At 57.8% G+C, this 21,818-nt stretch carries 22 protein-coding genes; 11 read left to right on the forward strand and 11 right to left on the reverse strand.

Translation table 11 applies throughout. The annotated features are described in order from the left end of the window. Positions 1 to 26 precede the first annotated feature (26 nt). The 4 genes from J1G18_RS26575 to J1G18_RS26590 all read left to right on the forward strand — a co-directional run bounded on the left by J1G18_RS26575 (position 27) and on the right by J1G18_RS26590 (position 5,896). Positions 27 to 4,403: a hemagglutinin repeat-containing protein gene (locus J1G18_RS26575; protein ID WP_316851801.1), complete on the forward strand. Its 4,377-nt coding sequence runs from the start codon at positions 27 to 29 to the stop codon at positions 4,401 to 4,403. Next, the gene (locus tag J1G18_RS26580) at positions 4,400 to 4,744 is read left to right on the forward strand and encodes a hypothetical protein (RefSeq protein WP_098967734.1); all 345 of its coding nucleotides are present in this window, start codon (positions 4,400 to 4,402) and stop codon (positions 4,742 to 4,744) included. Before J1G18_RS26575 ends, J1G18_RS26580 begins: the two co-directional genes overlap by 4 nt. A 334-nt stretch (positions 4,745 to 5,078) precedes the next feature. Next, the gene (locus tag J1G18_RS26585; protein ID WP_223009316.1) at positions 5,079 to 5,597 is read left to right on the forward strand and encodes a DNA/RNA non-specific endonuclease; all 519 of its coding nucleotides are present in this window, start codon (positions 5,079 to 5,081) and stop codon (positions 5,595 to 5,597) included. Then, on the forward strand, positions 5,594 to 5,896 hold the full coding sequence (locus tag J1G18_RS26590; protein ID WP_223009319.1) for a hypothetical protein: 303 nt from the start codon (positions 5,594 to 5,596) through the stop codon (positions 5,894 to 5,896). Before J1G18_RS26585 ends, J1G18_RS26590 begins: the two co-directional genes overlap by 4 nt. An 82-nt stretch (positions 5,897 to 5,978) precedes the next feature. On the opposite strand, the gene J1G18_RS26595 is transcribed toward J1G18_RS26590, so the two are convergent. Continuing rightward, complete coding sequence (locus J1G18_RS26595; protein ID WP_223009322.1) at positions 5,979 to 6,710, reverse strand: DUF899 domain-containing protein; 732 nt, start codon at positions 6,708 to 6,710, stop codon at positions 5,979 to 5,981. A gap of 176 nt (positions 6,711 to 6,886) precedes the next feature. Between J1G18_RS26595 and J1G18_RS26600 the strand changes: the two genes are divergently transcribed. Beyond that, a complete protein-coding gene (locus J1G18_RS26600) occupies positions 6,887 to 7,279 on the forward strand; it encodes a transcriptional regulator (protein WP_096797478.1) in 393 nt (130 codons plus the stop codon). A 113-nt stretch (positions 7,280 to 7,392) separates the two neighbouring features. Here the strand turns inward: J1G18_RS26600 and J1G18_RS26605 are convergent, their stop codons facing one another. From J1G18_RS26605 to J1G18_RS26615, 3 genes are all read right to left on the reverse strand, one after another. Then, complete coding sequence (locus tag J1G18_RS26605) at positions 7,393 to 8,262, reverse strand: DUF6279 family lipoprotein (RefSeq protein WP_223009324.1); 870 nt, start codon at positions 8,260 to 8,262, stop codon at positions 7,393 to 7,395. A gap of 71 nt (positions 8,263 to 8,333) precedes the next feature. Next, positions 8,334 to 9,053: a TorF family putative porin gene (locus J1G18_RS26610; protein WP_223009328.1), complete on the reverse strand. Its 720-nt coding sequence runs from the start codon at positions 9,051 to 9,053 to the stop codon at positions 8,334 to 8,336. Between the two features lie 206 nt (positions 9,054 to 9,259). Continuing rightward, the gene (locus J1G18_RS26615; RefSeq protein ID WP_016985943.1) at positions 9,260 to 9,448 is read right to left on the reverse strand and encodes a hypothetical protein; all 189 of its coding nucleotides are present in this window, start codon (positions 9,446 to 9,448) and stop codon (positions 9,260 to 9,262) included. Between the two features lie 349 nt (positions 9,449 to 9,797). Here J1G18_RS26615 and J1G18_RS26620 point away from each other — a divergent pair, with 349 nt between their 5' ends. From J1G18_RS26620 to J1G18_RS26630, 3 genes are all read left to right on the forward strand, one after another. Continuing rightward, the gene (locus J1G18_RS26620; RefSeq protein ID WP_027614566.1) at positions 9,798 to 10,634 is read left to right on the forward strand and encodes a S1 RNA-binding domain-containing protein; all 837 of its coding nucleotides are present in this window, start codon (positions 9,798 to 9,800) and stop codon (positions 10,632 to 10,634) included. Positions 10,635 to 10,679: 45 nt separating this feature from the next. Beyond that, the gene (locus tag J1G18_RS26625; protein WP_098967744.1) at positions 10,680 to 11,084 is read left to right on the forward strand and encodes a DUF2177 family protein; all 405 of its coding nucleotides are present in this window, start codon (positions 10,680 to 10,682) and stop codon (positions 11,082 to 11,084) included. 241 nt (positions 11,085 to 11,325) lie between these two features. Beyond that, entirely contained in the window at positions 11,326 to 12,258 is a 933-nt protein-coding gene (locus J1G18_RS26630; protein ID WP_223009331.1) for a DMT family transporter, read from the forward strand. On the opposite strand, the gene J1G18_RS26635 is transcribed toward J1G18_RS26630, so the two are convergent. Further along, positions 12,203 to 13,384 carry an MFS transporter gene (locus J1G18_RS26635; protein ID WP_223009333.1) on the reverse strand — a complete coding sequence of 394 codons (1,182 nt, stop codon included), beginning with the start codon at positions 13,382 to 13,384 and terminating at the stop codon, positions 12,203 to 12,205. The two genes, J1G18_RS26630 and J1G18_RS26635, sit on opposite strands and share 56 nt — an antisense overlap. 104 nt (positions 13,385 to 13,488) lie before the next feature. Here J1G18_RS26635 and ptrR point away from each other — a divergent pair, with 104 nt between their 5' ends. Next, complete coding sequence (gene ptrR, locus J1G18_RS26640) at positions 13,489 to 14,382, forward strand: putrescine utilization regulator PtrR (protein ID WP_098967749.1); 894 nt, start codon at positions 13,489 to 13,491, stop codon at positions 14,380 to 14,382. A 142-nt stretch (positions 14,383 to 14,524) separates the two neighbouring features. After that, on the forward strand, positions 14,525 to 14,653 hold the full coding sequence (locus J1G18_RS28170; RefSeq protein WP_003184145.1) for a PA1414 family protein: 129 nt from the start codon (positions 14,525 to 14,527) through the stop codon (positions 14,651 to 14,653). Between the two features lie 283 nt (positions 14,654 to 14,936). On the opposite strand, the gene J1G18_RS26645 is transcribed toward J1G18_RS28170, so the two are convergent. The 6 genes from J1G18_RS26645 to speB all read right to left on the reverse strand — a co-directional run bounded on the left by J1G18_RS26645 (position 14,937) and on the right by speB (position 20,528). Then, positions 14,937 to 15,197, reverse strand: coding sequence for a phosphopantetheine-containing protein (locus tag J1G18_RS26645; RefSeq protein ID WP_098967751.1), 261 nt, complete (start codon positions 15,195 to 15,197; stop codon positions 14,937 to 14,939). Positions 15,198 to 15,239: 42 nt separating this feature from the next. Next, positions 15,240 to 15,965 (reverse strand): MBL fold metallo-hydrolase, encoded by a 726-nt coding sequence (locus J1G18_RS26650; RefSeq protein ID WP_098967752.1) that lies wholly within the window; start codon positions 15,963 to 15,965, stop codon positions 15,240 to 15,242. An 86-nt stretch (positions 15,966 to 16,051) separates the two neighbouring features. After that, complete coding sequence (locus tag J1G18_RS26655) at positions 16,052 to 17,431, reverse strand: sodium:solute symporter (RefSeq protein WP_047598203.1); 1,380 nt, start codon at positions 17,429 to 17,431, stop codon at positions 16,052 to 16,054. 154 nt (positions 17,432 to 17,585) lie between these two features. Beyond that, positions 17,586 to 19,088 carry a purine-cytosine permease family protein gene (locus J1G18_RS26660; protein ID WP_139056006.1) on the reverse strand — a complete coding sequence of 501 codons (1,503 nt, stop codon included), beginning with the start codon at positions 19,086 to 19,088 and terminating at the stop codon, positions 17,586 to 17,588. Positions 19,089 to 19,144: 56 nt separating this feature from the next. Further along, positions 19,145 to 19,567, reverse strand: a complete 423-nt coding sequence (locus tag J1G18_RS26665; protein WP_097090488.1) for a YybH family protein — start codon at positions 19,565 to 19,567, stop codon at positions 19,145 to 19,147. Between the two features lie 10 nt (positions 19,568 to 19,577). Continuing rightward, positions 19,578 to 20,528 (reverse strand): agmatinase, encoded by a 951-nt coding sequence (speB, locus tag J1G18_RS26670; protein ID WP_003222717.1) that lies wholly within the window; start codon positions 20,526 to 20,528, stop codon positions 19,578 to 19,580. 392 nt (positions 20,529 to 20,920) lie between these two features. Here speB and J1G18_RS26675 point away from each other — a divergent pair, with 392 nt between their 5' ends. After that, positions 20,921 to 21,814 carry a LysR family transcriptional regulator gene (locus J1G18_RS26675; RefSeq protein WP_007956593.1) on the forward strand — a complete coding sequence of 298 codons (894 nt, stop codon included), beginning with the start codon at positions 20,921 to 20,923 and terminating at the stop codon, positions 21,812 to 21,814. Positions 21,815 to 21,818: the final 4 nt, after the last annotated feature.

The raw sequence follows: 21,818 nt of genomic DNA on the forward strand, positions 1-21,818 counted from the left end.
ACGGCAGCGTGATCAACCAGCGTGACGTGACCAGTGTCGATGTCAATCGCGGTGGCAACGTGTTCCACCGCGACTACCTGGACAACGCCGCGCGAATCGAAGCGGCCAATGATCTTACGGTCAAGTCCGGCAAAGACATCAACAACATCGGCGGCGTGCTGAAAAGCGGTGGGGACATGACTCTCGATGCCGATCGCGATGTGAACATCACTTCAGTGCAGGATCGCAGCACCAATGCGCGGGGCGGCAGCTACCTCGATCAGACAATTACCCAGCATGGGGCTGAAGTGACATCAGGGCGCGATCTGTCGATCAGTGCCGATCGGGATGTGGCGGTTGTGGCCAGTCGGCTGGATGCCAAGCGGGATCTCGCTGCAACCGCAGGCCATGACATTGTCATCACTTCGGCCGCCGACGAGAGTGACTACGTATCGCGCAGCAAGAAGCGCGCGAACGAAACCCACAGCATCACTCAACAAGCATCCTTACTGAACGCCGGACGCGATATCGCGCTGAACGCGGGTAACGATCTGGGCATCATCGCCAGTCGGATCAAGGCTACGGAAGATGTCAGCCTCGATGCGGTGCAGGACATTACTGTTGCCTCCGCAAAGGACGAGAGTTCGTCCTATTACTACAAGAAGAAAAACGGCTCGTTCGGGCGCAGCAAGACGACCGAGCGCCAAAGCTATGAAAGCGAGAACGTCGCTTCGGTGATCGAGGCGGGCCACGACCTGACCGTCAACACCTCGAAGGACAACGATGGCGCTGTCACTCTCGATGGTGGACGCAACGTAACCATCATTGGCAGCCAATTGAAAGCTGGCAATGATCTGGTAGTGGGGGCGACTAAAGACGTGTCCGTGCTTTCTGCCACTGAAGAGGCGGGCAACTACAGTAAGAAAACCAAGACCGGTCTGTTCGGCATGTCCAGCAGCGGAAAGAGCCAGCTGCAGACCACCGTCACCCAGATTGGCAGCGAACTCAATGCTGGCCACGACGCCGTGGTGCTGGCTGGACGCGACGTGCGTCTGAACGCCAGCCAGATCAATGCCGATAACGATGCCGAGCTGCACGCGGGGCTGGTGGACAAGGAAGGCGACATCACCCTGTCGTCAGCCGACGATCAGGCCTACAGCCGAGCCGAGGAGTACAAGAAAAAACTGGGCCTGTCGCTCAAGGACACCATCGGTCTATTCGCGGGTACGCCGGGTGCAGGAGCTGACATCACCCTCAATGCATCGCACAAAAACGGGCGCGAGGTCATCAGCTCCAACAGTGTCGGTAGTCAGGTCAATGCCGGTCACGATGCAATTCTCGACGCAGCCCGTGACATCAACATCATCGGCAGCGGCATCAGTGCCGATAACAACGCTTCGCTTGACGCCGGACGCGATGTCAACGTTGTCGCGTCGATCGATAAACAACGCAGCAATGAGTGGAAAACCGATAAGAGCTACGGCATCAAACAGACCATCGACAACAATGGATTCACTACGTTTGTCGGTAACGAGACGATCAAACACGGTGTCGACAGCAGTGGCTACACCGCTGCCGGTAGCTCCATCGATGCCGGGATGAACCTCAATGTAAATGCCGGTCGTGACATCAACCAGCAAGGCTCCGATTTTACGGCGGGAAACAACATCCGGCTCAAGGCCGACCGCGACATCAATATCGATGCCAAGGAAGAAGCCAGCGAAGTCACCATTCGTGACAGCGTGAAACGCAACGGGACGACCACGACGGTTGCCTACAATATCGGCAATACCATTGACGGCCTCAAAGGCACGGGCAAGGGTGAGGACGGGGTCAGCAAGGGCTCCAGCGTGCTGAAGTCGGTCGACACCCTGGATCAATTCTTCAGCGGGCCGAAGTTTGACGGACATGCCGGTGCTTCTAGCGTCAGTTCCAGCAGCACGCAGACTTCGGTGACTCAACGTCCGTCGACATTGTCGGCGGGAGGCGACATTACCGTTGATGCAGGGAACAACGTCAATGTGAGTGGCAGCCAGTTCAATGCCGGTCGCGACATCAACGTCAAGGGCAAAGACATCCGGTTCGATGTGGCTCACGGTTCCGAGAACACCGAGGATCATTCGACCCAAAGCAAAGGTGGCGTGAAAGGCGGCACCACCGGCGGCTTCAAACTCGGTGTAGGGGTCAGCAACGCCGGTAACGTAGGCGAGTCCGCGCAGGGGAATTCGACGACCGCTCAGTTGAATGCTGGCGGCAGCATCAATCTGGATGCAAAAAACGATCTGACACTGGTGGGTACCCAGGTCACCGCAGAGCGTGACATCAAGCTCAAGGCCGGTAACGACCTGAACATTCTGTCTTCACAGAATGCCTACAGCAGCTCGAATGATCGACGCAGCTGGGGGGCCGAGGGCGGCATCATCTTTGGCCAGCAAGGTTTCGGCATCTATGGCTCGGCGAATGTGGGGATCGGTGACCTCAACCGTGAGGGTGTCAAGCAGCAGGAAGCCTATCTGTATGCCGGCAACAAGTTGAGTTTCGAGAGCAAGGGTGACACCAACATTGCGGGCGCCACGCTGCGTGGTGATGAAGTCATCGGCGATGTCGGTCGAAACCTCACCGTAACGTCGGTCCCGAACACCGGCAAGGTCAGCGGAAAAGAACTCGACTTGAGTATTACCGGCTCTTTCTATGGAGCGAGCGGTTCCGTTGGCTATGGCAAAACCACCGGTAAAACCAATTGGGTCGAAAACCAGACGGTCATCAATGGCAAGAGCAATGTCGACATCCGCACACAGGACCACACCCAGTTGGACGGTGCGGTCATCACGGCTGATAACGGCAACCTGAAGCTCGACACCGGAACCCTCGGCTATCGCAACATCACCGGCAAGGACAACGAGCACGGTTACTACCTCAATGTCAGCGGCAGTTATAGCCCGGGCGGTGACGCCCAAGCCGATAAGCCCAACAAGGGCATGGAGGGGGACGCCAAGAAAAGCTGGGCGGTGGAAGGCTACAAATACGACAAAGATCGTGAGCAAACCCTCAATGCCACCGTCGGCGCGGGCCAGATCATCGTACGCAACGACAAGGTCACCGGACAGGATTCCACGGCCGGGCTGAATCGGGATGTGAATAAGGCTTACGAGGTCACCAAGGATGAAGAGCATCGTACGGATCTGTATGTCAGCAGTAGTTCAATTGATGCAGTAAGACACCCTGTTGCAACGCTCGATAAGTGGGAAAAGAGCGTTACTGACTTTACCAAGAATCAAAAGGATCAAGCAGCTCAGATAGCCCTGATTTTGGGCTCCATAGATAATGTCTGGAATGATATTCAGGCACAGCACGTAAATGCCGATGATGTTTCGAAAAATTTCATTGAGAAGTTTGGAGAGAAGCGCGCGCTCACGATAACCAAGAACCTGGTTCGTGCCGGACTTGACCCAGAGTTACTGGAAACCCTTGATCCTAAAATTGTTCAGGCTCTAGTCGATTTTGAGGCTCAAGCCGCAGCCTACGATGGCAAGTTGAAAGACTGCATCGAAAACAAAACGTGCAAGGTAAATCAACAGGATAACTGGAGGCTGGGAGAGGTTCTTGAAATCGGTGAAACGGGCATCAGTAACCTTCCTCGAAATGCGGGTGAGGCACTACTTGCCCCGGTTGTAACGGCGTTGACACTAGCGGGCAAGATTCCCCCAGAACAGCTTATGGCCATCTCACTATCGATGCAGGCTTTGATGGGCCCGTTCAAGCTAGTCGTGAGTGTTACGGCGAGCGCGCTTAAAGGCTTGGTCAAAGAGCAATACGATGAGGCTATGGAGACCGCGGCTATCAAGTTGGCGGCCGCCGTGACCGGTCGCGAACTGGAATACATGAAGTACCTTCACCAGAGTGATAAGACGAATCCTGACTCTGCGCTGAAGGGAGATCCCTATGTGATGGCCACCAAGTTCCTCCTTGGTGCTGTTTTGGATGGGGTCACAGGCTTTGGCATCAAGACTGGTGGAAGAATTCTGGGTGTAAGTGGCAGCCCAGGACCCAGTAAGCCGCGAGTAGAAATCGATAAAGGGCCATCATTACCTGTCATTCCGGGTCGAGTGAAATCACGCGTCAACCTGAAAAATTCCGGCATGGATCATTTGATTTCTCGCCACCTTTCAGGTAAGTCGAATGCTAGCCAATTCTCTATCAGCGAAAAGGAGATTCGTACGCTTCTACAGAGCAAAACAGTAATAAATACGCCTATTACGAGAATTGTTGAAAGTAAGCAGGGCGACCGATATGTACGAGAAGTCAATGTTGGTAGAGAGATTGGGACAGATAAATTCAATGATGGTAAAAGCACATCTATAATGACCGTAATGACCGACAAATTTGGGAACTTGGTTACAGCGTTTCCGGGAGTGCTTGAATGATTTTTGATGAGGAAATTAAAAGGGAGCTGCTAGGGTCCAAGGAGGCACTGTTTTCCGGGGAGGAAAACTCTGCACTGTTGAGGATAATGCAGGAGAAGTTTCCAGAAGTTAATGTTGCGTTCATCTTGGACTGGGTTCCCGAACAGGCTGAGGATATTTATTGGGTGCTTATTGATGTCGGTCGGGTAGCAATTATTGAAGTTCCGCGTTCAGCCAAAACAATGCCGGGTGGCCCTTTGGTCGAAGTGCGGTCGATTGAAAGTTATAATGATAAGAAATTATCGAAAAGGGCGCGAAGGAAGTTGAAGGTTGCCCTTGATCTTATTTGTTTAGAGGTGTGAATTACATTTTTTCAGAAAAAGGTAGGAAAAGAGGATGGATTCTGAGAGATCCCCACAAGCCTACTGAAAAGGGGACGGATTTATAATAAATCTGAGAATCATCTGGCCGGCCTCCCCACGTCGCGGAGGTGGCGCAAAATTCAACGTAAATGGGGACAGACCACGTTTAGAAAGTACTGCGAAAACGTAGTCTGTCCCCCGTTTTACGAAGCATCCCGACTGGGCGAAAGAGTTTGGTGATACGCCGGGCAAAGGATGGGTAGACGGGCCGACGACCAAGCCTCCTGTAGCTTCTGGGCATGGCGATGCCGCGAAGCCTCATGTCGAGGCCGTGGTGAAGGTCGAGACTGCCAAGTCAGTCAAAGGCAGTCATGAATATGAACTGCTTAACAACCCTGCTGCCAGAAGCCCCAATACCCGGTATGAGCTGGATAATGGCAATACCTTCACGACCAACAGTAAGGGTATGGTAGAAGAGTTGACGTTCACCCCGACCAAAGAGAAGGTGCCTCGGGATTCGAGACAAACCGCAGCGGGTAAAGAGGGCAGGGATACTGATGTTGGCGGTCATGCCCAGGCGTGTAGCCAAGGCGGCACTTGCGATGGTTATAATCTATTTCCGCAAGACAGAAACTTCAACAATTCGGCTTACAAGGTGTTCTATGAAAATAGAATCAAGGAGGCACTCGATGATCCTTCCAAAACAGTTGGCCTCACGAGAATAAAATTCAAACGCGAAGAGCCGGGATCTTCTCGGCCTGATTCGTTGCAAGTGTTCTACACGATTGACGGTAAAACGAAATCTGTAGTGTTTGAGAACGAAGCCCGAAAAATACCGGAGATAATTGAGTGATCACAGATGATCTAGAAATCGTCAAAAAAATTTTTCAGATGGTCGAGGGGGGTATTGTTCACGGCTACGATGCCTTCCGTTACGAGATCGAGATAGGTGAAGGGTTTATGGAGGCCGAACTGACGGTAGAGAAAGACGGTGTTGAGGTAACCGACGCTGAAATCGATTTCGATGTCTCCGATATATATTTTTTGGCAAAAGATTTAAAGGCTAATGCCGTGAAACGTGGCGAGCCATGGAAATCATTTGTGATGTCTTATCGTGACGGCGAGCAAGTGAAGACAAAATTCAACTATTGATCCGCGAAGTCTTTGTAAAATGTCATCTTGCTATCTGAAAAGCGGGCGGCGCTGGCCGTCCGTTTCCAGAATTGACACCATGTCATTTATGGCAGCAACTCGAGGCTTTTTCATTTTCATACCGATCATGATGCCGCACCCACTCCATGATTTCGTGCTCATTCCTGCCCTTGGGCGTGAGGTCGAGGTAGTTGTAGGCGCCCACCAACATGTCCAGCCCACGGGCATAGGTTGAGTAGGTGTGGAAAATGTCGCCCTTTGCATCACGATAAAACACACTCAGCCCCGGCATTTCTTCCTCGGCACTGTCAGTCTTTTCGTAGTTGTACGTAGCCTTTCCTGCAGCGACATCTTCAGCGCGGGCACACACGCCAAAGTCGTAGTTGAAATCGGAACCGTCTGACGACACCCAGTCGAATTTCCAGCCCATACGCCGCTTGAAGGCCTGGAACTGTTCAAACGGGGCGTGGGAGACCGCGACCATGGCGATGTCGTGGTGGGCCAGGTGCAAATTGGCGCCGTCGATGTGGTCGGACAGGAACGAGCAGCCCTGACAGCCTTCCTCCCAGTCCTTGGCGAACATGAAATGGTAAACGATCAACTGGCTGTGCTTGCCGAACAGGTCGGCCAGTTTCAGTTCGCCGTTTGGGCCTTGAAATTGATAGTCCTTGTCGACTTTGACCCAGGGCAACGCGCGGCGCTGGGCGCTGAGGCGGTCGCGTTCCTTGGTGAAGGCCTTTTCGTCGGCCAGATGTTGTTTGCGCGCAGCGAGCCATTCTTCGCGCGATACCACCGGATGATTCTCGACGTTCATGATGATTTCTCCTGCGGGGGTTGAAACCGTCTTTGTCAGACTAGTCGTTTAACCCTCGATCAATTCGACAGACCGCCGGTCGGTCGCCGCGGAAAATGCAGCTGAACGGCTGCGATGCGTCCGGGTCACAACCTATGACAGCGCCCCAAATCACGCGCACCGGAGGTTGAATCAGGATGACGACTTATAACTGGGATTTGATTGAACGCCTGCTGCATGAAGTGCAGAACAGCGCAGGCGAAAGTTTCGCGCCGCGAAAATATGCCGAGGACTATGCGGCGCAGAAAGCCAGTGCAGGCGAGCCAATCGAGAATCTGGATCACCTGAAAACGGTGGCCTGCGAATATGAAGGCTTGTTGCTTGATCGTGGATTTATCGAACCGCGCCCGGATCATATGGGCAGTACCGGCAGCAATTTCATTCTGACGCCACGCGGATCAAGTCTGCTGAGCCTGATCGACAGCAGCATTCCCGGAAATGATCATCCGCGGCAGGTGCTGGACGAGCAGGAAGATGCGCTAGATGAGGCGACGTTTGATGAGGTGGCTTCCAAAGCGCAGATTGCCTGATAGCCTTTTATGGGAGCGGGCTTGCTCGCGAATGCGCTGTATCAGGCACATAGATGGTGAATGACCCACTGCATTCGCTAGCAAGCCCGCTCCCACATTGGATTGGCATCCTACTAAGGTTTCTGTGCAGCTTTCAGGCACTTCAGGTCATTGAAGTCTTTATGCACCCCTTCGATTTTCTTCAGCAACCGCTGACGCTGCTGCGGCGTACTTTCGGCCATCAAATCCACCGCCAGCGAGCGCGCTTGCGCTTCGGTGTTGGCGTAGGCCTTCTGGTAATCCGCTGTCCATAAACGCTCGCGGTTGACCAGAAGTGTCTCGATTCGTTGTGGGAATTCGGCACTTTTACGCTGGGCAACGGCGTTACTGAACTGTTGCTGCCAATGTGCGCGGTTGGCGATCCATTGAGTGTTCTGATCGCCCAGCGCGGTCGACCAGGCCATCACCCGTTGTTCCTGAGTGGCGCTCAACGGGCCAAGCCAATCGGTCAGGCGCTTGTCCATGCGCGCGCCGCGCTCGGCGATCTGCTGCGCCAGTGGCGGTTTGACGTATTCCTTTTCCCGTTTGCGCAGATCCTTGGCAAACGCATCGTTCATCTCGGCGACTTGCTTGTCGTCCAGCCCTTGCAGCAGCTCGATGGCCGACGGTGTGATCTGCCGTGCAGTTTCGGCAATGGCTTTTTTCGCTTCCTCGGTTCGTGCTTGCAGCGCAGCGTCGGTCACCTGATTGCTTTCGACCATTGCCTGCAAGCGATCCAGCCAGTCGAGGTAGCCCGGCAATTGCGTGGTGCAGTGCCAGTTCAGGTGCTCCTTGAGGCGATCGTTGAACCAGTCTTTTTGCTCGCTGGTCATGTCCAGATAGTCGCCAAGCGTCCATGGAATGATCACGTCGAGATTGCGGTAGGCCAGGCCGACGCGGCTGCAGGCGCCGAGGGCGAGGGTGAAGATCAGCAGGGTGGCGAGGTGTTTGAACCAGCGAGACATGAGCGAATCCTTGCGAGAGCCTGACGTCTGATTCTCATGTGAACGCAGGAAGCTCCCGGCAGTTCAGCCGATCAATAGAACGCGCGTTCGGCCTTGAGCGTCACCAGGCCGTCACACTGACTGTTGTGTCCCGAGTACGCCGAGCATTCGCTGCCGCTGAGGTTGGAATTGCTGTAGATCAGATCGAGATCGACGCCCATGAACGGCCGGGAAAATTTCACCGACCAGTCGGTAAAACTGCTGACATAACCACCGTCCACCGACACCGGCGTGTTCAGTTGGTGGGTGGTGTATTTCATGCTGATCCCGATGCCGAACGGCTGATTGCCGCCGAGGTCGGCGAACAGCGTGTTGTTCTGTTTGTCCGGGTCGTTGCTGACGGCCACACCGAAGCGGCTGCCGAGCAGGGTCAGGCCGCCGAACAGCTCCTGGCTGTCGAGGGTGTCTACTTTGGGATAGCTGTAATGGATCATCCCGACTTCGTAGCCGAGGGTCTGATCGAAAGGTTGTTTAAAGCCGATGTAGGAGTCGATTTCGAGGTCCTTGCCCGGGGTCAGGCCCATGCTCGGTGCATACTGGCCGACATACAGGCCGCTGTCGTGGCTCAGATCGAGGCCACCGTGGAACGAGCCGACTGCCGCCGGTTTGACCAGCCCTTGGGCCATGCTGCGGCTGGGCGTGGTGCCGAGTTTGAGGTCGAAGTCGCCGAGCTCGCGCTGGAAAATCTGCGCGTGCGCCGATGAGCAGGCCATAAGGCCCACAAACAATAAACAGAAAGTTGATTTGAGCATGCGTCACTCCATGAACAGCGAGGGCAGGGCTTGGCCTGCTGAAACGCTTGATCCAGACGCGTGCAAGGATACCGGCGAATGCTCGGCAATGATGGCCGTTCGTCGATTTTCGAAGGATTTGATTAAACAGAAGGAGGGTGTAAAGCGGGTGCCAGTCCAGACGCTTCGAAGCTCAAAGCGTCTCAGGACGGGTGTATTACCGGGTGTTACTTCTTGCCCAGGCTGATCTGCTTGGACGGACCGAACGTCTGGCCGCTGACGCCTTTGGCAATTTGCTGGATTTCGCCGCCGGACTTGAGGAACGCTGCGATCTGATCGTTGATCGATTCGCTGGTTTCAACGGCTGGAGCTGGCTTTGCTTTGCTGGTGGATGCTTTTACACGCATGGCGGCCATTAACCTGTAGAAAAGTAACTCGGCCAGGCATCGTACAGGAATAACTTGACAATTGCTTGATAAATATCCCCGGGAATAACTGAGCGCGTGGGTGGATTATTCTCGATTAAACAATCGGAATATTCCCCTAAGCCACTGTTTTAAATAACAACATTTATTCTTCATTGGCGCAAATGTCCGCCGTGAAACGGCACAGCAGGCTTCGCGCTGGCCTGACGAATGGCAAGCCGCCTGCGCAAACCAAGGAAAATCAAGGCTTCCGCAGATTTTCTGCGGCAGGCTGCTTGCCCAGCGAACGAGACCGGCAAAACCGGGTAGAATGCCGCCCACGCAATGAGGGTTTTGGAAAATGGCTTTAGTCGGGCGTTACAACAGTTTGCAAGTGGTTAAACACACTAACTTCGGTTTATATCTGGACGGCGGTGCCGACGGCGAAATTCTTTTGCCCAACCGTTATATCCCTAAAGATATTCCCAGCGAAGATGAAGACTGGCTCAACGTTTTTATTTATCTGGACAGCGATGACAAACTTATCGCTACCACTGAAAAACCAAAAGTTCAGGTCGGCGAGTTTGCCAGTCTGAAAGTTGTTGAAATCAACAGCATCGGTGTGTTCCTCGACTGGGGCTTGCCGAAGGATCTGTTGCTGCCGTATTCCGAAGAGAAGCGGCAGATGACCGCTGGTGAATATTGCGTGGTGCACGTCTATCTCGACAAACACACCCGCCGCATCACCGCCACCGCACGTCTGGATCGCTATCTCGACAAGACCCCGGCCAACTACAGCGCCGGTCAGGAAGTTGATCTGCTGGTGGCCGAAGCCACCGACATGGGCTTCAAGGCGATCATCAACAACAAGCACTGGGGCTTGATCCACAAGAATGAGATCTTCAAGTTCATGCGTTCCGGCATGCGCGAGAAGGGTTTCATCAAGGAAGTGCGCGCCGACGGCAAGATCAGCCTCAGCCTGCAACCGGTGGGTCAGGAAGCGGCCAGCAGCCTGAGCTCGAAGATCCTCGCCAAGTTGCGCGAAAACAATGGCACGCTGGCCGTCAGCGACAAGAGCGATCCGGCGTTGATCAGCAGTCTGTTCGGTGTCAGCAAGGGCAACTTCAAGAAGGCCATCGGTTCGCTGTACAAGGAAGGCAAGATCGTCATTCATGCCGATCGCATTGAACTAACCTGAGCCTTCCGGGGCCCATGTTGCATGGGGTCACTTGAGGTCGGGTAAATGAAAAAGCCGTTGCTTGCTTATATCGCCACTCTGCTGGCGTTTCTGTTGCTCGACGGTATCTGGCTCGGCGTGCTGATGGCGCCAACCTACCGCGAACTGCTCGGTTCGCTGATGCTCGAAAAACCGCTGCTGGTTCCGGCAGCGGTTTTTTATTGTCTGTATGTTTTTGGCTGCGTGCTGTTTGTGGTCTTGCCGGCACAGAGCTGGCAACGTGCGGCAAAGATGGGCGCGCTGCTGGGGCTGGTGGCGTATGGCACGTATGACCTGACCAATTGGGCGACATTGCGCGGGTGGTCGGTGCAGGTGAGTTTGCTGGATTGGGCGTGGGGGACGTTTGCCACTGCTGTGGCGTGTACGGTCGGCTTTTTGGTGGCAAAGCGATTTGTGAAGTCAGCCCCGTAATCTTTGTTGTCTGGGGCGACGCCTTCGCGAGCAAGCCCGCTCCCACAGGGGGAATGCGGTCAACTGTGGGAGCGAGCTTGCTCGCGAATGGCGGCGCAGCCGACAACCATTCACCGCTGACGTTACTGACGCAGACAAAGTCTTTTTCAGACGGCTTTTTTTGCCCGAGTGATTGATAATCCCCGACACAGATTTTTGACCAGTGGACGGCTGCCATGTTGTGTGTGTTTGAGGTGTTGCGGTGAGTGTCGAGCGGCGCAATGCCGATGGGTTTGCCTTGCAGGTGATGATCGGCCTCTGCCTGATCTGGGGCGTGCAGCAAGTGATGATCAAGTGGGCCGCGCCCGACATCGCGCCGGTGATGCAGGCGGCCGGGCGTTCGGGGATTTCCGCGTTGCTGGTGGGGTTGCTGCTGTGCTGGAAGGGCGGCTGGGATCAGGTCGGCAACACCTGGCGTGGAGGGCTGCTGGCCGGTGCGCTGTTCGGTCTGGAGTTCTTCTTCATCGCCGAAGGTCTGCAACTGACCACCGCCGCGCACATGTCGGTGTTCCTCTACACCGCACCGATTTTCACCGCACTCGGCGTGCATTTCCTGCTGGCGAGTGAACGCCTGCGACCTTTGCAATGGCTGGGGATTCTGCTCGCGTTCGTCGGTATCGCCATTGCCTTCGCCGGCGGCGTGTCGTGGGATAACCTCGACCGGCGCATGCTGCTGGGCGATGCGTTCGGGGTCATTGCCGGTGCCTGCTGGGGCGCGACCACTGTGGTGGTGCGCGCTTCGCGGCTATCGGAAGCGCCGGTGACCTTGACCTTGTTTTATCAATTGATCGTCGGCTTCGTCGGCCTGCTGTTGATCGCGCTGTTCAGCGGCCAGATCACTCACGTCAGCCTGACCAGCGTGGCGGTGGCCAGCGTGCTGTTCCAGGGCCTGGTGGTGTCGTTCTTCAGTTACCTGACCTGGTTCTGGCTGCTGCGCCGATATCTGGCGGCTAACCTTGCGGTGTTTTCGTTCATGACGCCGTTGTTCGGCGTCACGTTCGGCGTGGTGCTGCTTGGTGAAGAGTTGAGCGTGAACTTCGTCATCGGCGCGGTGCTGGTGTTGCTTGGCATCACCTTTGTCAGCGCTGAACAGTGGGTGCGTCGGCGTTTGCGCAAAGCCCTCGGCCAGCGCTGACCGATTGCAGCGCAAGCCCGCCGGCAATCAGCAGACCGCTGCCGGCAATGATCAGCGCCGGTTGCAGACCACCGCTGAAATGGCTGCTCAGCGCCGCCAGTAACGGGCCGCTGAGCTGGCCGACGGCGAAGCATGCGGTCAGCAGTCCGGCGTTGCGCTGAGTTGTGTGCGGCGCCAGTTCTCGCGAACGTTGCATCACCAGTTGCATGCAGGCCAGGAACGGCATGCCGCACAACACCACCCCCAGCGCCAAGCCATAACCACTGCCCAACAGACAGGCGAAGACCCCGAGCGCCTGCAACCACAGGGTGGCGGTCAGCCAGTGCCGTGTGGTGTTCGGATCATGGCGACGCAGGCTCACCAACAGCACGCCAATCGCCGCACCAAGACCGAAGCACGGCCAGAACAGGTCGGCCTGCCATTGCCCGTGAAATTGCGCGTTGGCCATTTGCGAGAGAAACGTGGCCGGGATGATGTAACCCACGCCATATAACGCATACACCGCCGCCAGTCGCGGGATGCCGCGATTCGAATGGTTGACGTTGAGGGTGGCGACCGGCGTGTGCACGCCCGGTTGCGGCAGGATCCGCACGATCCCCAGCAACATCACCAGCGCCACGGCGGCATAGATCAGCCACAAGGTGGCAGATGTCTGGTTCAGCAGATGTGAGAACAGTGCCAGCAACCCGGTCAGAAAAATTCCCAGTCCGGGACCGGCGAATACCAGTGCCCCCAGCCGTGGCCGGCCTGCCGCCGCTGCCAGTGGTTGACTCAGCGCCGTAATCATCACCAGCACCCAGGCACTCGCCACCCCGGTGCCGAAGCGCAGCAGCAAATGCGCCCAGAAGCCGTTGGCCCAGAACGATGCCAGGGTCAGCAGCACACACAGCCACAAACCGCCATGCAACCGGCGCTGCACTTGCTGCGGACCGTGAGCGAACATCGCGTCCACCGCGCCCAGCAGGTAACCGAGGTAGTTGGCCGCAGCAATCAGACCGGCGGCCGTCAGGTCGACCTGACCTTCGCTGAGCAGGTGCGGCAGTTGCGGGGTGAGGGCGAAGCGCCCGATGCCCATGGCCATCATCAGGGCGACGAAACAGGCGGATAAGCGAATCAGTGGCGACATGGTCAGGATTCCTTTGAAGGAGCAATGACCGTCAGGCTAGAAGCGATTGACTTTCTTTAAAATTGAATAATAGTGAGTAACTTGTTCTGTTATGGAGAATGGTCGTGGAGTTCAGCCAATTGCGGATCTTTCAGGCAGTCGCCGAGGAAGGTTCGATCACCCGCGCAGCAGAACGCCTGCACCGAGTGCCGTCCAACCTGTCGACCCGGCTCAAACAGCTGGAAGAGCAATTGGGCGTCGAACTTTTCGTTCGTGAGCGTCAGCGTTTGCAGTTATCACCTGCGGGAAAAGTCCTGCTGGACTACACCGGCAAGCTGTTCGCCCTGCGCGATCAGGCCAGTGCGGCGGTGATGGGCGGGCAGCCGGCCGGGGATTTTGTCCTCGGCACGCTGTACAGCACCGCGGCGATCCATTTGCCGGCGTTGCTGGCGCGCTATCACAAGCAATACCCGGCGGTGAATCTGCAAGTGCAGTCCGGACCCAGCGGCGAATTGCTCGAAGGCCTGGTCTCCGGGCGCCTCGATGCGGCGCTGGTGGACGGCCCGCCGCAACTCGCCGGGATCGACGGCGTGCCGCTGTGCGACGAGCGTCTGGTGCTGATCAGCGAAGCCGACCACCCGCCGATCCGCAGCGCCAAGGAGGTCGAGGGCAGGGCGGTATTCACCTTTCGTCATGGTTGCGCCTACCGCGCGCGGCTGGAGGCGTGGTTCGTTCACTATCAGGCGGCGATGGGCCGGGCGATGGAGATCGAGTCGTATCAGGGCATGCTCGCCTGCGTGATTGCCGGCAGCGGTGTGGCATTGATGTCGGAGTCGATGCTCGCCAGTCTGCCGGGGCGCGAGAGCGTTGCAGTGCACCCGTTGGCCGAACCGTTTGCCAGTGCGACAACATGGCTCATGTGGCGCAAGGGCATGGTCGGGGCCAACCTCAATGCCTGGATTGAACAGCAGCAAGCGCTCTATTCCGTGGCATCGAGTGAAACCCGGCAGACGGCGTGAACCAACCAACCGTAATTCTGTTCAATTCAGTAACAGATCATTGCGGATTTGGCCGAGCATTGCGTAGGACTTCGGACTATTATCAGTGCGAAGCGGCCTCAGAATTCCGGCCGCTCAGCACTACCCTGAAGGGGGCATGACGATGAAAGAGAAAATTCAGAACTGGCTGCACGATTTGGGTGTTGCCCTCGGCTTGATCGAACCGCCTCTGCAACCTGTTCCGATCCGCACCGATGACGAACAGCGCCGGCGTCAGCCTCGCCGGCGGTAGTGCCTGATTAAAGATCAAAAGATCGCAGCCTTCGGCAGCTCCTACAGAGAAAAGTGTGGGAGCTGCCGAAGGCTGCGATCTTTTGCTTTTGTAGCGAGGGGATTTAGCGAAACGTCGCACCGCCCCGATGGGCTGCGAAGCAGTCCAAAAAAACTATTCAATTTGGTTTAACCCGCGAGATTACGATTACTGGCTTCAGGGCTGCTGCGCAACCCATCGGGGCGGTGCGACGTTTCGCTAAATCCCCTCGCCACAGGGCGCTCCAGCAACACGAGTGCTGTATTTATAACCCTTCTCCGTGTCGCCCGATCTCCAGCAGAAATCGACTCAGGTCATTCGCGGTCTTCGCGGTCTTGAGTATGTGATCCTCTTCGGCCGTGAACGCCGTCAGTCCGAACTCATCTTCCAGATGAAATATCAGATCTTCGATATCTGCCTTCTCCAGCCCTAACTGCACCAGACTGGTGTCGTCGTTGAATTCGCGGGATTCCAGCAGGCGCCGAATGTATCGGTGCACGGCAGCACGCACGGCAGCTCTTCTCATGGCAGATGATTTCGTTGTTGTTTTGACTGATTACAGCAGGCCTCAAGCGTGTCGACGCAACCATTCGTCAATCATCGAACGCAAATGCCCGCCGGAAAAACTGCCGAAATGTCCGCCATGCACGGTGCGGATCGGCAGCGCCTGCAAACGCCGCAGACTGGCCGCGTAATCCTGCAGATTGGAGTGGTAAGCGTCTTCGATCAGCGGCCCGTCGTAGATGATGTCGCCGCTGAATAACGTTTCGGTGGCCGCCTCATACAGGCTGATGCCACCCGGCGAATGCCCCGGCGTGTGCAGCACTTGCAGGGTGCGGTTGCCCAGATCCAGCACATCGCCATCCTCGACAAAACCGGTGGCCGGCGCGGCCTTCACCCGGTATTCGGCGTAGCAAAGCGGGCAATCCGGGTGCGCCTCGAACATGTCGTCGCCGACGAAGGCCCGGCTCAGGTCATTCTCGCCGTCCGGCGCGGCGAGGATGTCGGCCTCGGCAGGATGCACCAGGCGCTCGGCGAATTCGTGATGCCCGGCAATGTGGTCGAAGTGGCAATGACTGGCCACCGCCACCAATGGCCGCTCGGTAATCCACGGTAACTGCTCGCGCAGGCTGACCAGCCCCGAGCCGCTGTCGAGCAACAAGTCTTTGTCGCGCCCCTGCACGTGCCACAAATTGCAGCGGTAGAACGGGCGGATATACGGCTCATGGATCAACCGGATGCCGTCGCTCAAGTGCTGAACTTCGAACCACTGATCGCGCGAAACGATCTTCATAAGCCATTTTCTCCAGACGTAAAAAAACGGGTGTGGCAACCGACGCCACACCCGTCGAAGAAAGCATCAAGTCGTTACATCAGAGCTTAGATCGCACTCGCCACCGTCGCCGGGCGAGGGGAGACCAGGCTGACCACCACAAAACTCACCAGCCCCACAGCCAGGCTGTAGTAGATCGGCGTGTTGGCATCCAGACCATCCTTGAACATGAACAGCAGCGCGGTAGCAAAGCCCAGGCCCATGCTGGCGATAGCGCCGGCGGTGGTCGCACGTTTCCAGAAGATCGCACCGATCAGCGGAATCAGCATGCCGCCCACCAGCAGGTTGTAGGCCAGGGTCAGGGCGCTGATCACGTCATTCACCACCAACGCGATACCCAGCACCACGACACCGGTGAGCAGGGTGAACAGGCGGTTGATCGCCAGGCTCGACTGTTTGCCGCCGCGCAGTTTCGGCAGCAGGTCTTCAGTCAGCGTGGTGGCAGCAGCCAGCAGGCCGGCGCTGGCGGTGGACATCATCGCCGCCAGAGCCGCAGCGATCACCAGACCACGGATGCCGTCCGGCAGCGACAGTTTGACGATGGCGGCGAAGGCGTTGTTGACGTTGTCCAGATCCGGGATCAGTACGTGCGCGGCCATGCCGATCAGCGCGCAGGCCAGACCGTAGAGGATGCAGTAGATACCGGCGATGCTGCCGGCGTACTGGGCGACTTTGGCGGTCTTGACGGTGAACACCCGTTGCCAGATGTCCTGACCGATGAGGATGCCGAAGAAGTAGATCATGAAGTAGGTGATGATCGTGTCCCAACCGATGGTGGTGAAGTTGAACGCCGCTGCCGGCAGCTTCAGCACCAGTTCGTCCCAGCCGCCGACGCGGTACAGGCAGATCGGCAACAGGATGAACATCAGGCCCACGGTCTTGATGATGAACTGGACGATGTCGGTCAGGGTCAGCGACCACATGCCGCCGATCGCCGAGTAGATCACCACCACGCCACCGCCGAGCAGCACCGAGATCCAGAATGGCAGGCCGAACAGCACTTGCAGCACGGTGCCGATCGCCAGGATCGAGGTCACGCCGATCATCAGCGCGTAGGCCAGCATGATCGCCGCGCTCGCCGAGCGGGCCATCGGGTTATAGCGTTTTTCCAGCACCTGGGTAACGGTGTAGATCTTCAGTTTCAGCAGCGGTTTGGCGAGAAACAGGTTCAGCGCGACGATGCCGCAACCCAGCGCCGCACACAGCCAGAAACCGGAGATGCCATGCACGTAACCCAGGCGTACGGTGCCGACGGTGGACGCGCCACCCAGTACGGTCGCGGCCATGGTGCCCATGTACAGGCTTGGGCCCAGGTTACGCCCGGCGACCAGAAAGTCCTCGTTGGTCTTGGCCTTGCGCATGCCGTAGTAGCCGAGCAACAGCATGCCGGCGGCGTAGATGAGGACGACGAATAAATCCAAAGCCATGATGGCGTGTCTCCGATTGTCTTTTTTATGGTGAGGCTGAATTCGATTTGCCCTTGTGGGAGCGGGCTTGCTCGCGAATGCTTTGGGTCAGTCACATCAATGTTGGATGTGCCGCCGTCTTCGCGAGCAAGCCCGCTCCCACAGGGGATTTGCGTCAGGCGGCCTGGCGCAGTTCAGGTGTTTCTGCGGCTTTGCGGCGTGCATCCTTGGGCCCGAACACCTCCCGCGGTTCCGGGAACAGGCTCAGCAGCGTCAGGTACACCACCGAGGCCAGGCCCAGAGTCACCGGCAGGCTGATGTCGATGCCGCCGGCCAACTCACCCAGCGGGCCGACGAACTGCCCCGGCAGGTTGACGAAGCACAGGCCGACCGCCGCGCTCGGGATCCATGCGCCCAGGCCACGCCAGTTCCAGCCGTGGTTGAACCAGTAGCGTCCGCCTTGCTCGCCGCGAGTGAACACCTGCAGGTCATCCGGGCAGTAGAAGCCGCGGCGCACCAGCAGGCCGATGATCATGATCACCATCCACGGGGTGGTGCAGGTGATGATCAGCACGGCGAAGGTCGACACGCTCTGCACCAGGTTCGCCGCAAAGCGCCCGATGAAGATGAAGGCAATCGATAGCACGCCGATCAGCAACGTTGCCTTGACCCGCGACAGCACCCGTGGGAACACGCTGGACATGTCCAGCCCGGTGCCATACAGCGAGGTGGTGCCGGTGGACATGCCGCCGATCACCGCAATCAGGCACACCGGCAGGAAGAACCAGCTCGGCGATACCGCCAGCAGGCCGCCGACATAGTTGTTCGCCGCGATGTAGTCCGGCGCCTTGATCGCGACGATGGTCGCGGTGCTCAGGCCGAACAGGAACGGGATGAACGTGGCGATCTGCGACAGCACCACAGCGGCCATGATCCGCTGCTTGGAGGTGTCACGCGGAATGTAGCGCGACCAGTCGCCGAGGAACGCACCGAACGAGATCGGGTTGCTCATCGCGACCAGCGCCGCGCCGATGAACGCCGCCCAGAAGCCCGGTTGACCGAGGTTCACCGTGCCGGCGTAGTTGACGTCGAAAGGACCGGCGAAGGCGAAGATGCCCAGCAGGAACAACAGGCTGGCGCTCCACACCGCGATCTTGTTCACCCACAGCAGAAAGCGGAAGCCGTAGATGCACACGGTCAGCACCAGAATCGCGAACAGGCCGTAGGCCAGGCCCAGGGTCAGGTCGGTTTCCGGCAGACCGATCAGGCGTTTCGCACCCCCGATCAACGCATCGCCCGAACTCCACACCGAGAGCGAGAAGAATGCGATGGCGGTCAACAGCGACAGGAACGAACCGACGATCCGCCCGTGCACGCCGAAGTGAGCACCCGAGGACACGGCATTGTTGGTGCCGTTGAGCGGGCCGAACAGGCCCATCGGGGCGAGGATCAGCGAGCCGAGCAGCACGCCCGACACAATCGCCCAGACACCGGCCTGAAACGACAGACCGAACAGCACCGGGAAACTGCCGAGCACGGCGGTGGCAAAGGTATTGGAACCACCGAAGATCATCCGGAACAAATCCGTCGGGCCTGCGGTACGTTCGTGGTCCGGGATCTGTTCGACCCCGTGGGTTTCAATTTGCGTAAGGCTTTGGTCGTTGTTGTTGTTATTCATGATCTGCTCCGATCATAAAGGCGCGCCTCATCGTGTGTGAGGCGTCACCTGTTTGGCTAAGGGGATGGCAGCCCTTCCGGCATTGCGGACAAATGTTCGTGGCAGGCCAGCCAATGGCCTTGTTGTTCTAGGCTCGACGCTTGTTTCTTGAAAACAATCGTCTCGCGCTCCTGGCTGAAATGTTGCTCCCCTTGCATGCGCAGCTCGGTGGCCACGTCATGGATAAACACCGCCACGTCACCTTGCAGGCTGACGAAGGCGTTGCTCGAAGTGCACGACAGCACTTCAAAGCCATCCTCGGCGCGCCAGCTGTCCCACAAAGCCTGGTAGGCATCGCGCGACAGCAGCGGCTGTTCGAGGGTGTAAAACACGAAGCTTGCGTCGGCGCTGAACGCGCCGAAATAAGCCTCGCGATCGTTACGAGCGAAGGCGGACACCAGATCGGCAGCCGCTTGCAATACCTGCTCACGTTCGTTCATGGCCGAACCCTCAGCGGTGAACCACGCCAGGCAGTACGCAGAGCATTTCGTACAGCAGGTTGGCGGCCAGCAGCGAGGTGTTGCCGGTGGTGTCGTAAGCCGGCGAGACTTCTACCAGATCGCAGCCGATCAGGTCGAGGCCCTGGCAGCCGCGTACGATTTCAATCGCCTGAATGGTCGTCAGACCACCGATTTCCGGGGTGCCGGTGCCTGGTGCCCAGGCCGGGTCGATACCGTCGATGTCGAAGCTCAGGTACACCGGGCCGCCGCCGACTTTCTCGCGCACTTCGGCCATCAGCGGCGCCAGCGACTTGTGCCAGCATTCTTCGGCTTGTACGACGCGGAAGCCCTGATCGCGGCTCCAGTTGAAGTCGTCAGCGGTGTAGCCCTGTGCGCGCAAACCAATCTGCACCACGCGGTCGCAGTCCAGCAGACCTTCTTCGACGGCGCGACGGAAGGTCGTGCCGTGGGCAATCTTCTCGCCGAACATGTGATCGTTGACGTCAGCGTGGGCATCGATGTGCACCAGACCGACCTTGCCGTGCTTCTTATGGATCGCCCGCAGGATCGGCAGGGTGATGGTGTGGTCACCACCCAGGGTCATCGGGATCACGTTGTGCTCAAGGATGTTGTCGTAGGCTTCTTCGATGATGCGCACGGCGTCGAGCAGGTTGAAGGTGTTGATCGCCACGTCACCGATGTCGGCAACCGACAGCGAGTCGAACGGCGCAGCGCCGGTGGCCATGTTGTACGGACGGATCATCACCGATTCGGTGCGGATGTCGCGCGGCCCGAAGCGGGTGCCGGGGCGCAGCGAAGTACCGATGTCCAGTGGCACGCCAACGAAGGCAGCGTCCAGGCCGGCAGCGGTCGGTACATGGGGGAGTCGGAGCATGGTGGCGATGCCGCCGAAGCGCGGCATTTCGTTGCCGCCCAGTGGTTGGTGAAGAATCTTGTCCACGGGTAGGGCCTCATCGTCTTTGTTTTATTTATGTCGGCGCACCGTTGAGCACAGGTTCGGACGCCGCTGTGGGGCCGATTCTGCGAAATGTAGTGGCGGGGAAGAATCGCTACGGGCAAAAACTTAGTTCAGATTTTTCTAAACTAATGAGGGCGGGCGGATTAGACTCTGCGGTTTCGGGATTCATGCCTGGCTGAACATTGCTGCCCTCACCCCAACCCTCTCCCGGAGGGAGAGGGGGCCGACAGAGTTGTCAGCGGAATCTGCATCGACCTGAAAAATCGAGTCGAACTCAGGATTTGAAAGCCCTGGAGATCAGCTCCCTCTCCCTCGGGGAGAGGGCTGGGGTGAGGGGTGCAACAGACAACGCAGTTCCAAAGCCCGGAGTAGACATGGCCAACGCTTTACCCGACCTGAAACTATTGCGCATCTTCGTCAGCGTGGTCCGGCATCAGGGCTTTGCCAATGCGCAGCAGGAGCTCAACCTGTCGACCTCGGCGATCAGCACTTACATGAGCCAGCTTGAAGCCGCGCTCGGTCTGGTGCTGTGCCATCGCGGACGCGGTGGATTCAGCCTGACCAGCAAGGGCGAGCTGTTCCATCAGGAAACCCTGCGCCTGCTCGCCGAACTCGAAGGTTTCGAGCAATACGCCGCGGCGCTCAAGGGCGAACTGCGCGGCACGCTCAACCTCGGGGTGATCGACTCCACCGTCAGCGACAAGGCCTTGCCGTTCGCCGAGGCCATTGGCGCCTACAGTCAGGAACACCCGGCGGTGCATTTGCATCTGTCGGTGATGAGCCCCTACGAACTGCAACTCGGCGTGCAGGACAATCGACTCGATCTGGCCATCGGTGCGTTTTCCACGCGCATGAGCGGTCTGGTGTACATGCCGCTGTACCGCGAGCAGCACTGGCTGTATTGCAGCAGCCGGCATCCGCTGTTCAACGAGCGGCGGATCCCCGAGCAGGTCATCACTCAGCAACGCATGGTCGGCCGTGGTTACTGGAGCCAGGCCGAGCTGGCACGGCACGGTTTCAAACACAGCGCGGCGACTGTGGAAAGTATGGAGGCGCAACTGATTCTGGTGCTCTCCGGCGCCTACATCGGTTACCTGCCGGAGCACTACGCTCAGGCCTGGGCCGACAAGGGCGACCTGCGCGTGTTGCTGCCGGCGACCTTCGGTTATCAGGCGCCATTCTCGATGATCATGCGTCGTGGCCGCAGCCGCGAGCCGCTGATCCAGACTTTCCGTGATCTGCTCAAAGCGCAGTTGAATCAGGCGTAAAGAC

Source organism: Pseudomonas sp. MIS38 (genome assembly GCF_019891575.1).
GTDB lineage: Bacteria > Pseudomonadota > Gammaproteobacteria > Pseudomonadales > Pseudomonadaceae > Aquipseudomonas > Aquipseudomonas putida_A.

Excerpts from the sequence above, each read along its gene's own strand:
- J1G18_RS26665 (WP_097090488.1), bottom strand. The coding sequence starts at position 19,567 with ATGAACGAACGTGAGCAGGTATTGCAAGCGGCTGCCGATCTGGTGTCC.
- J1G18_RS28170 (WP_003184145.1), top strand. The coding sequence starts at position 14,525 with ATGAAAGAGAAAATTCAGAACTGGCTGCACGATTTGGGTGTTGCCCTC.
- J1G18_RS26650 (WP_098967752.1), bottom strand. The coding sequence starts at position 15,965 with ATGAAGATCGTTTCGCGCGATCAGTGGTTCGAAGTTCAGCACTTGAGC.
- J1G18_RS26660 (WP_139056006.1), bottom strand. The coding sequence starts at position 19,088 with ATGAATAACAACAACAACGACCAAAGCCTTACGCAAATTGAAACCCAC.
- J1G18_RS26615 (WP_016985943.1), bottom strand. The coding sequence starts at position 9,448 with ATGGCCGCCATGCGTGTAAAAGCATCCACCAGCAAAGCAAAGCCAGCT.
- J1G18_RS26635 (WP_223009333.1), bottom strand. The coding sequence starts at position 13,384 with ATGTCGCCACTGATTCGCTTATCCGCCTGTTTCGTCGCCCTGATGATG.
- J1G18_RS26620 (WP_027614566.1), top strand. The coding sequence starts at position 9,798 with ATGGCTTTAGTCGGGCGTTACAACAGTTTGCAAGTGGTTAAACACACT.
- J1G18_RS26600 (WP_096797478.1), top strand. The coding sequence starts at position 6,887 with ATGACGACTTATAACTGGGATTTGATTGAACGCCTGCTGCATGAAGTG.
- J1G18_RS26605 (WP_223009324.1), bottom strand. The coding sequence starts at position 8,262 with ATGTCTCGCTGGTTCAAACACCTCGCCACCCTGCTGATCTTCACCCTC.
- J1G18_RS26625 (WP_098967744.1), top strand. The coding sequence starts at position 10,680 with ATGAAAAAGCCGTTGCTTGCTTATATCGCCACTCTGCTGGCGTTTCTG.
- J1G18_RS26645 (WP_098967751.1), bottom strand. The coding sequence starts at position 15,197 with ATGAGAAGAGCTGCCGTGCGTGCTGCCGTGCACCGATACATTCGGCGC.
- J1G18_RS26655 (WP_047598203.1), bottom strand. The coding sequence starts at position 17,431 with ATGGCTTTGGATTTATTCGTCGTCCTCATCTACGCCGCCGGCATGCTG.
- J1G18_RS26675 (WP_007956593.1), top strand. The coding sequence starts at position 20,921 with ATGGCCAACGCTTTACCCGACCTGAAACTATTGCGCATCTTCGTCAGC.
- J1G18_RS26610 (WP_223009328.1), bottom strand. The coding sequence starts at position 9,053 with ATGCTCAAATCAACTTTCTGTTTATTGTTTGTGGGCCTTATGGCCTGC.
- J1G18_RS26580 (WP_098967734.1), top strand. The coding sequence starts at position 4,400 with ATGATTTTTGATGAGGAAATTAAAAGGGAGCTGCTAGGGTCCAAGGAG.
- J1G18_RS26595 (WP_223009322.1), bottom strand. The coding sequence starts at position 6,710 with ATGAACGTCGAGAATCATCCGGTGGTATCGCGCGAAGAATGGCTCGCT.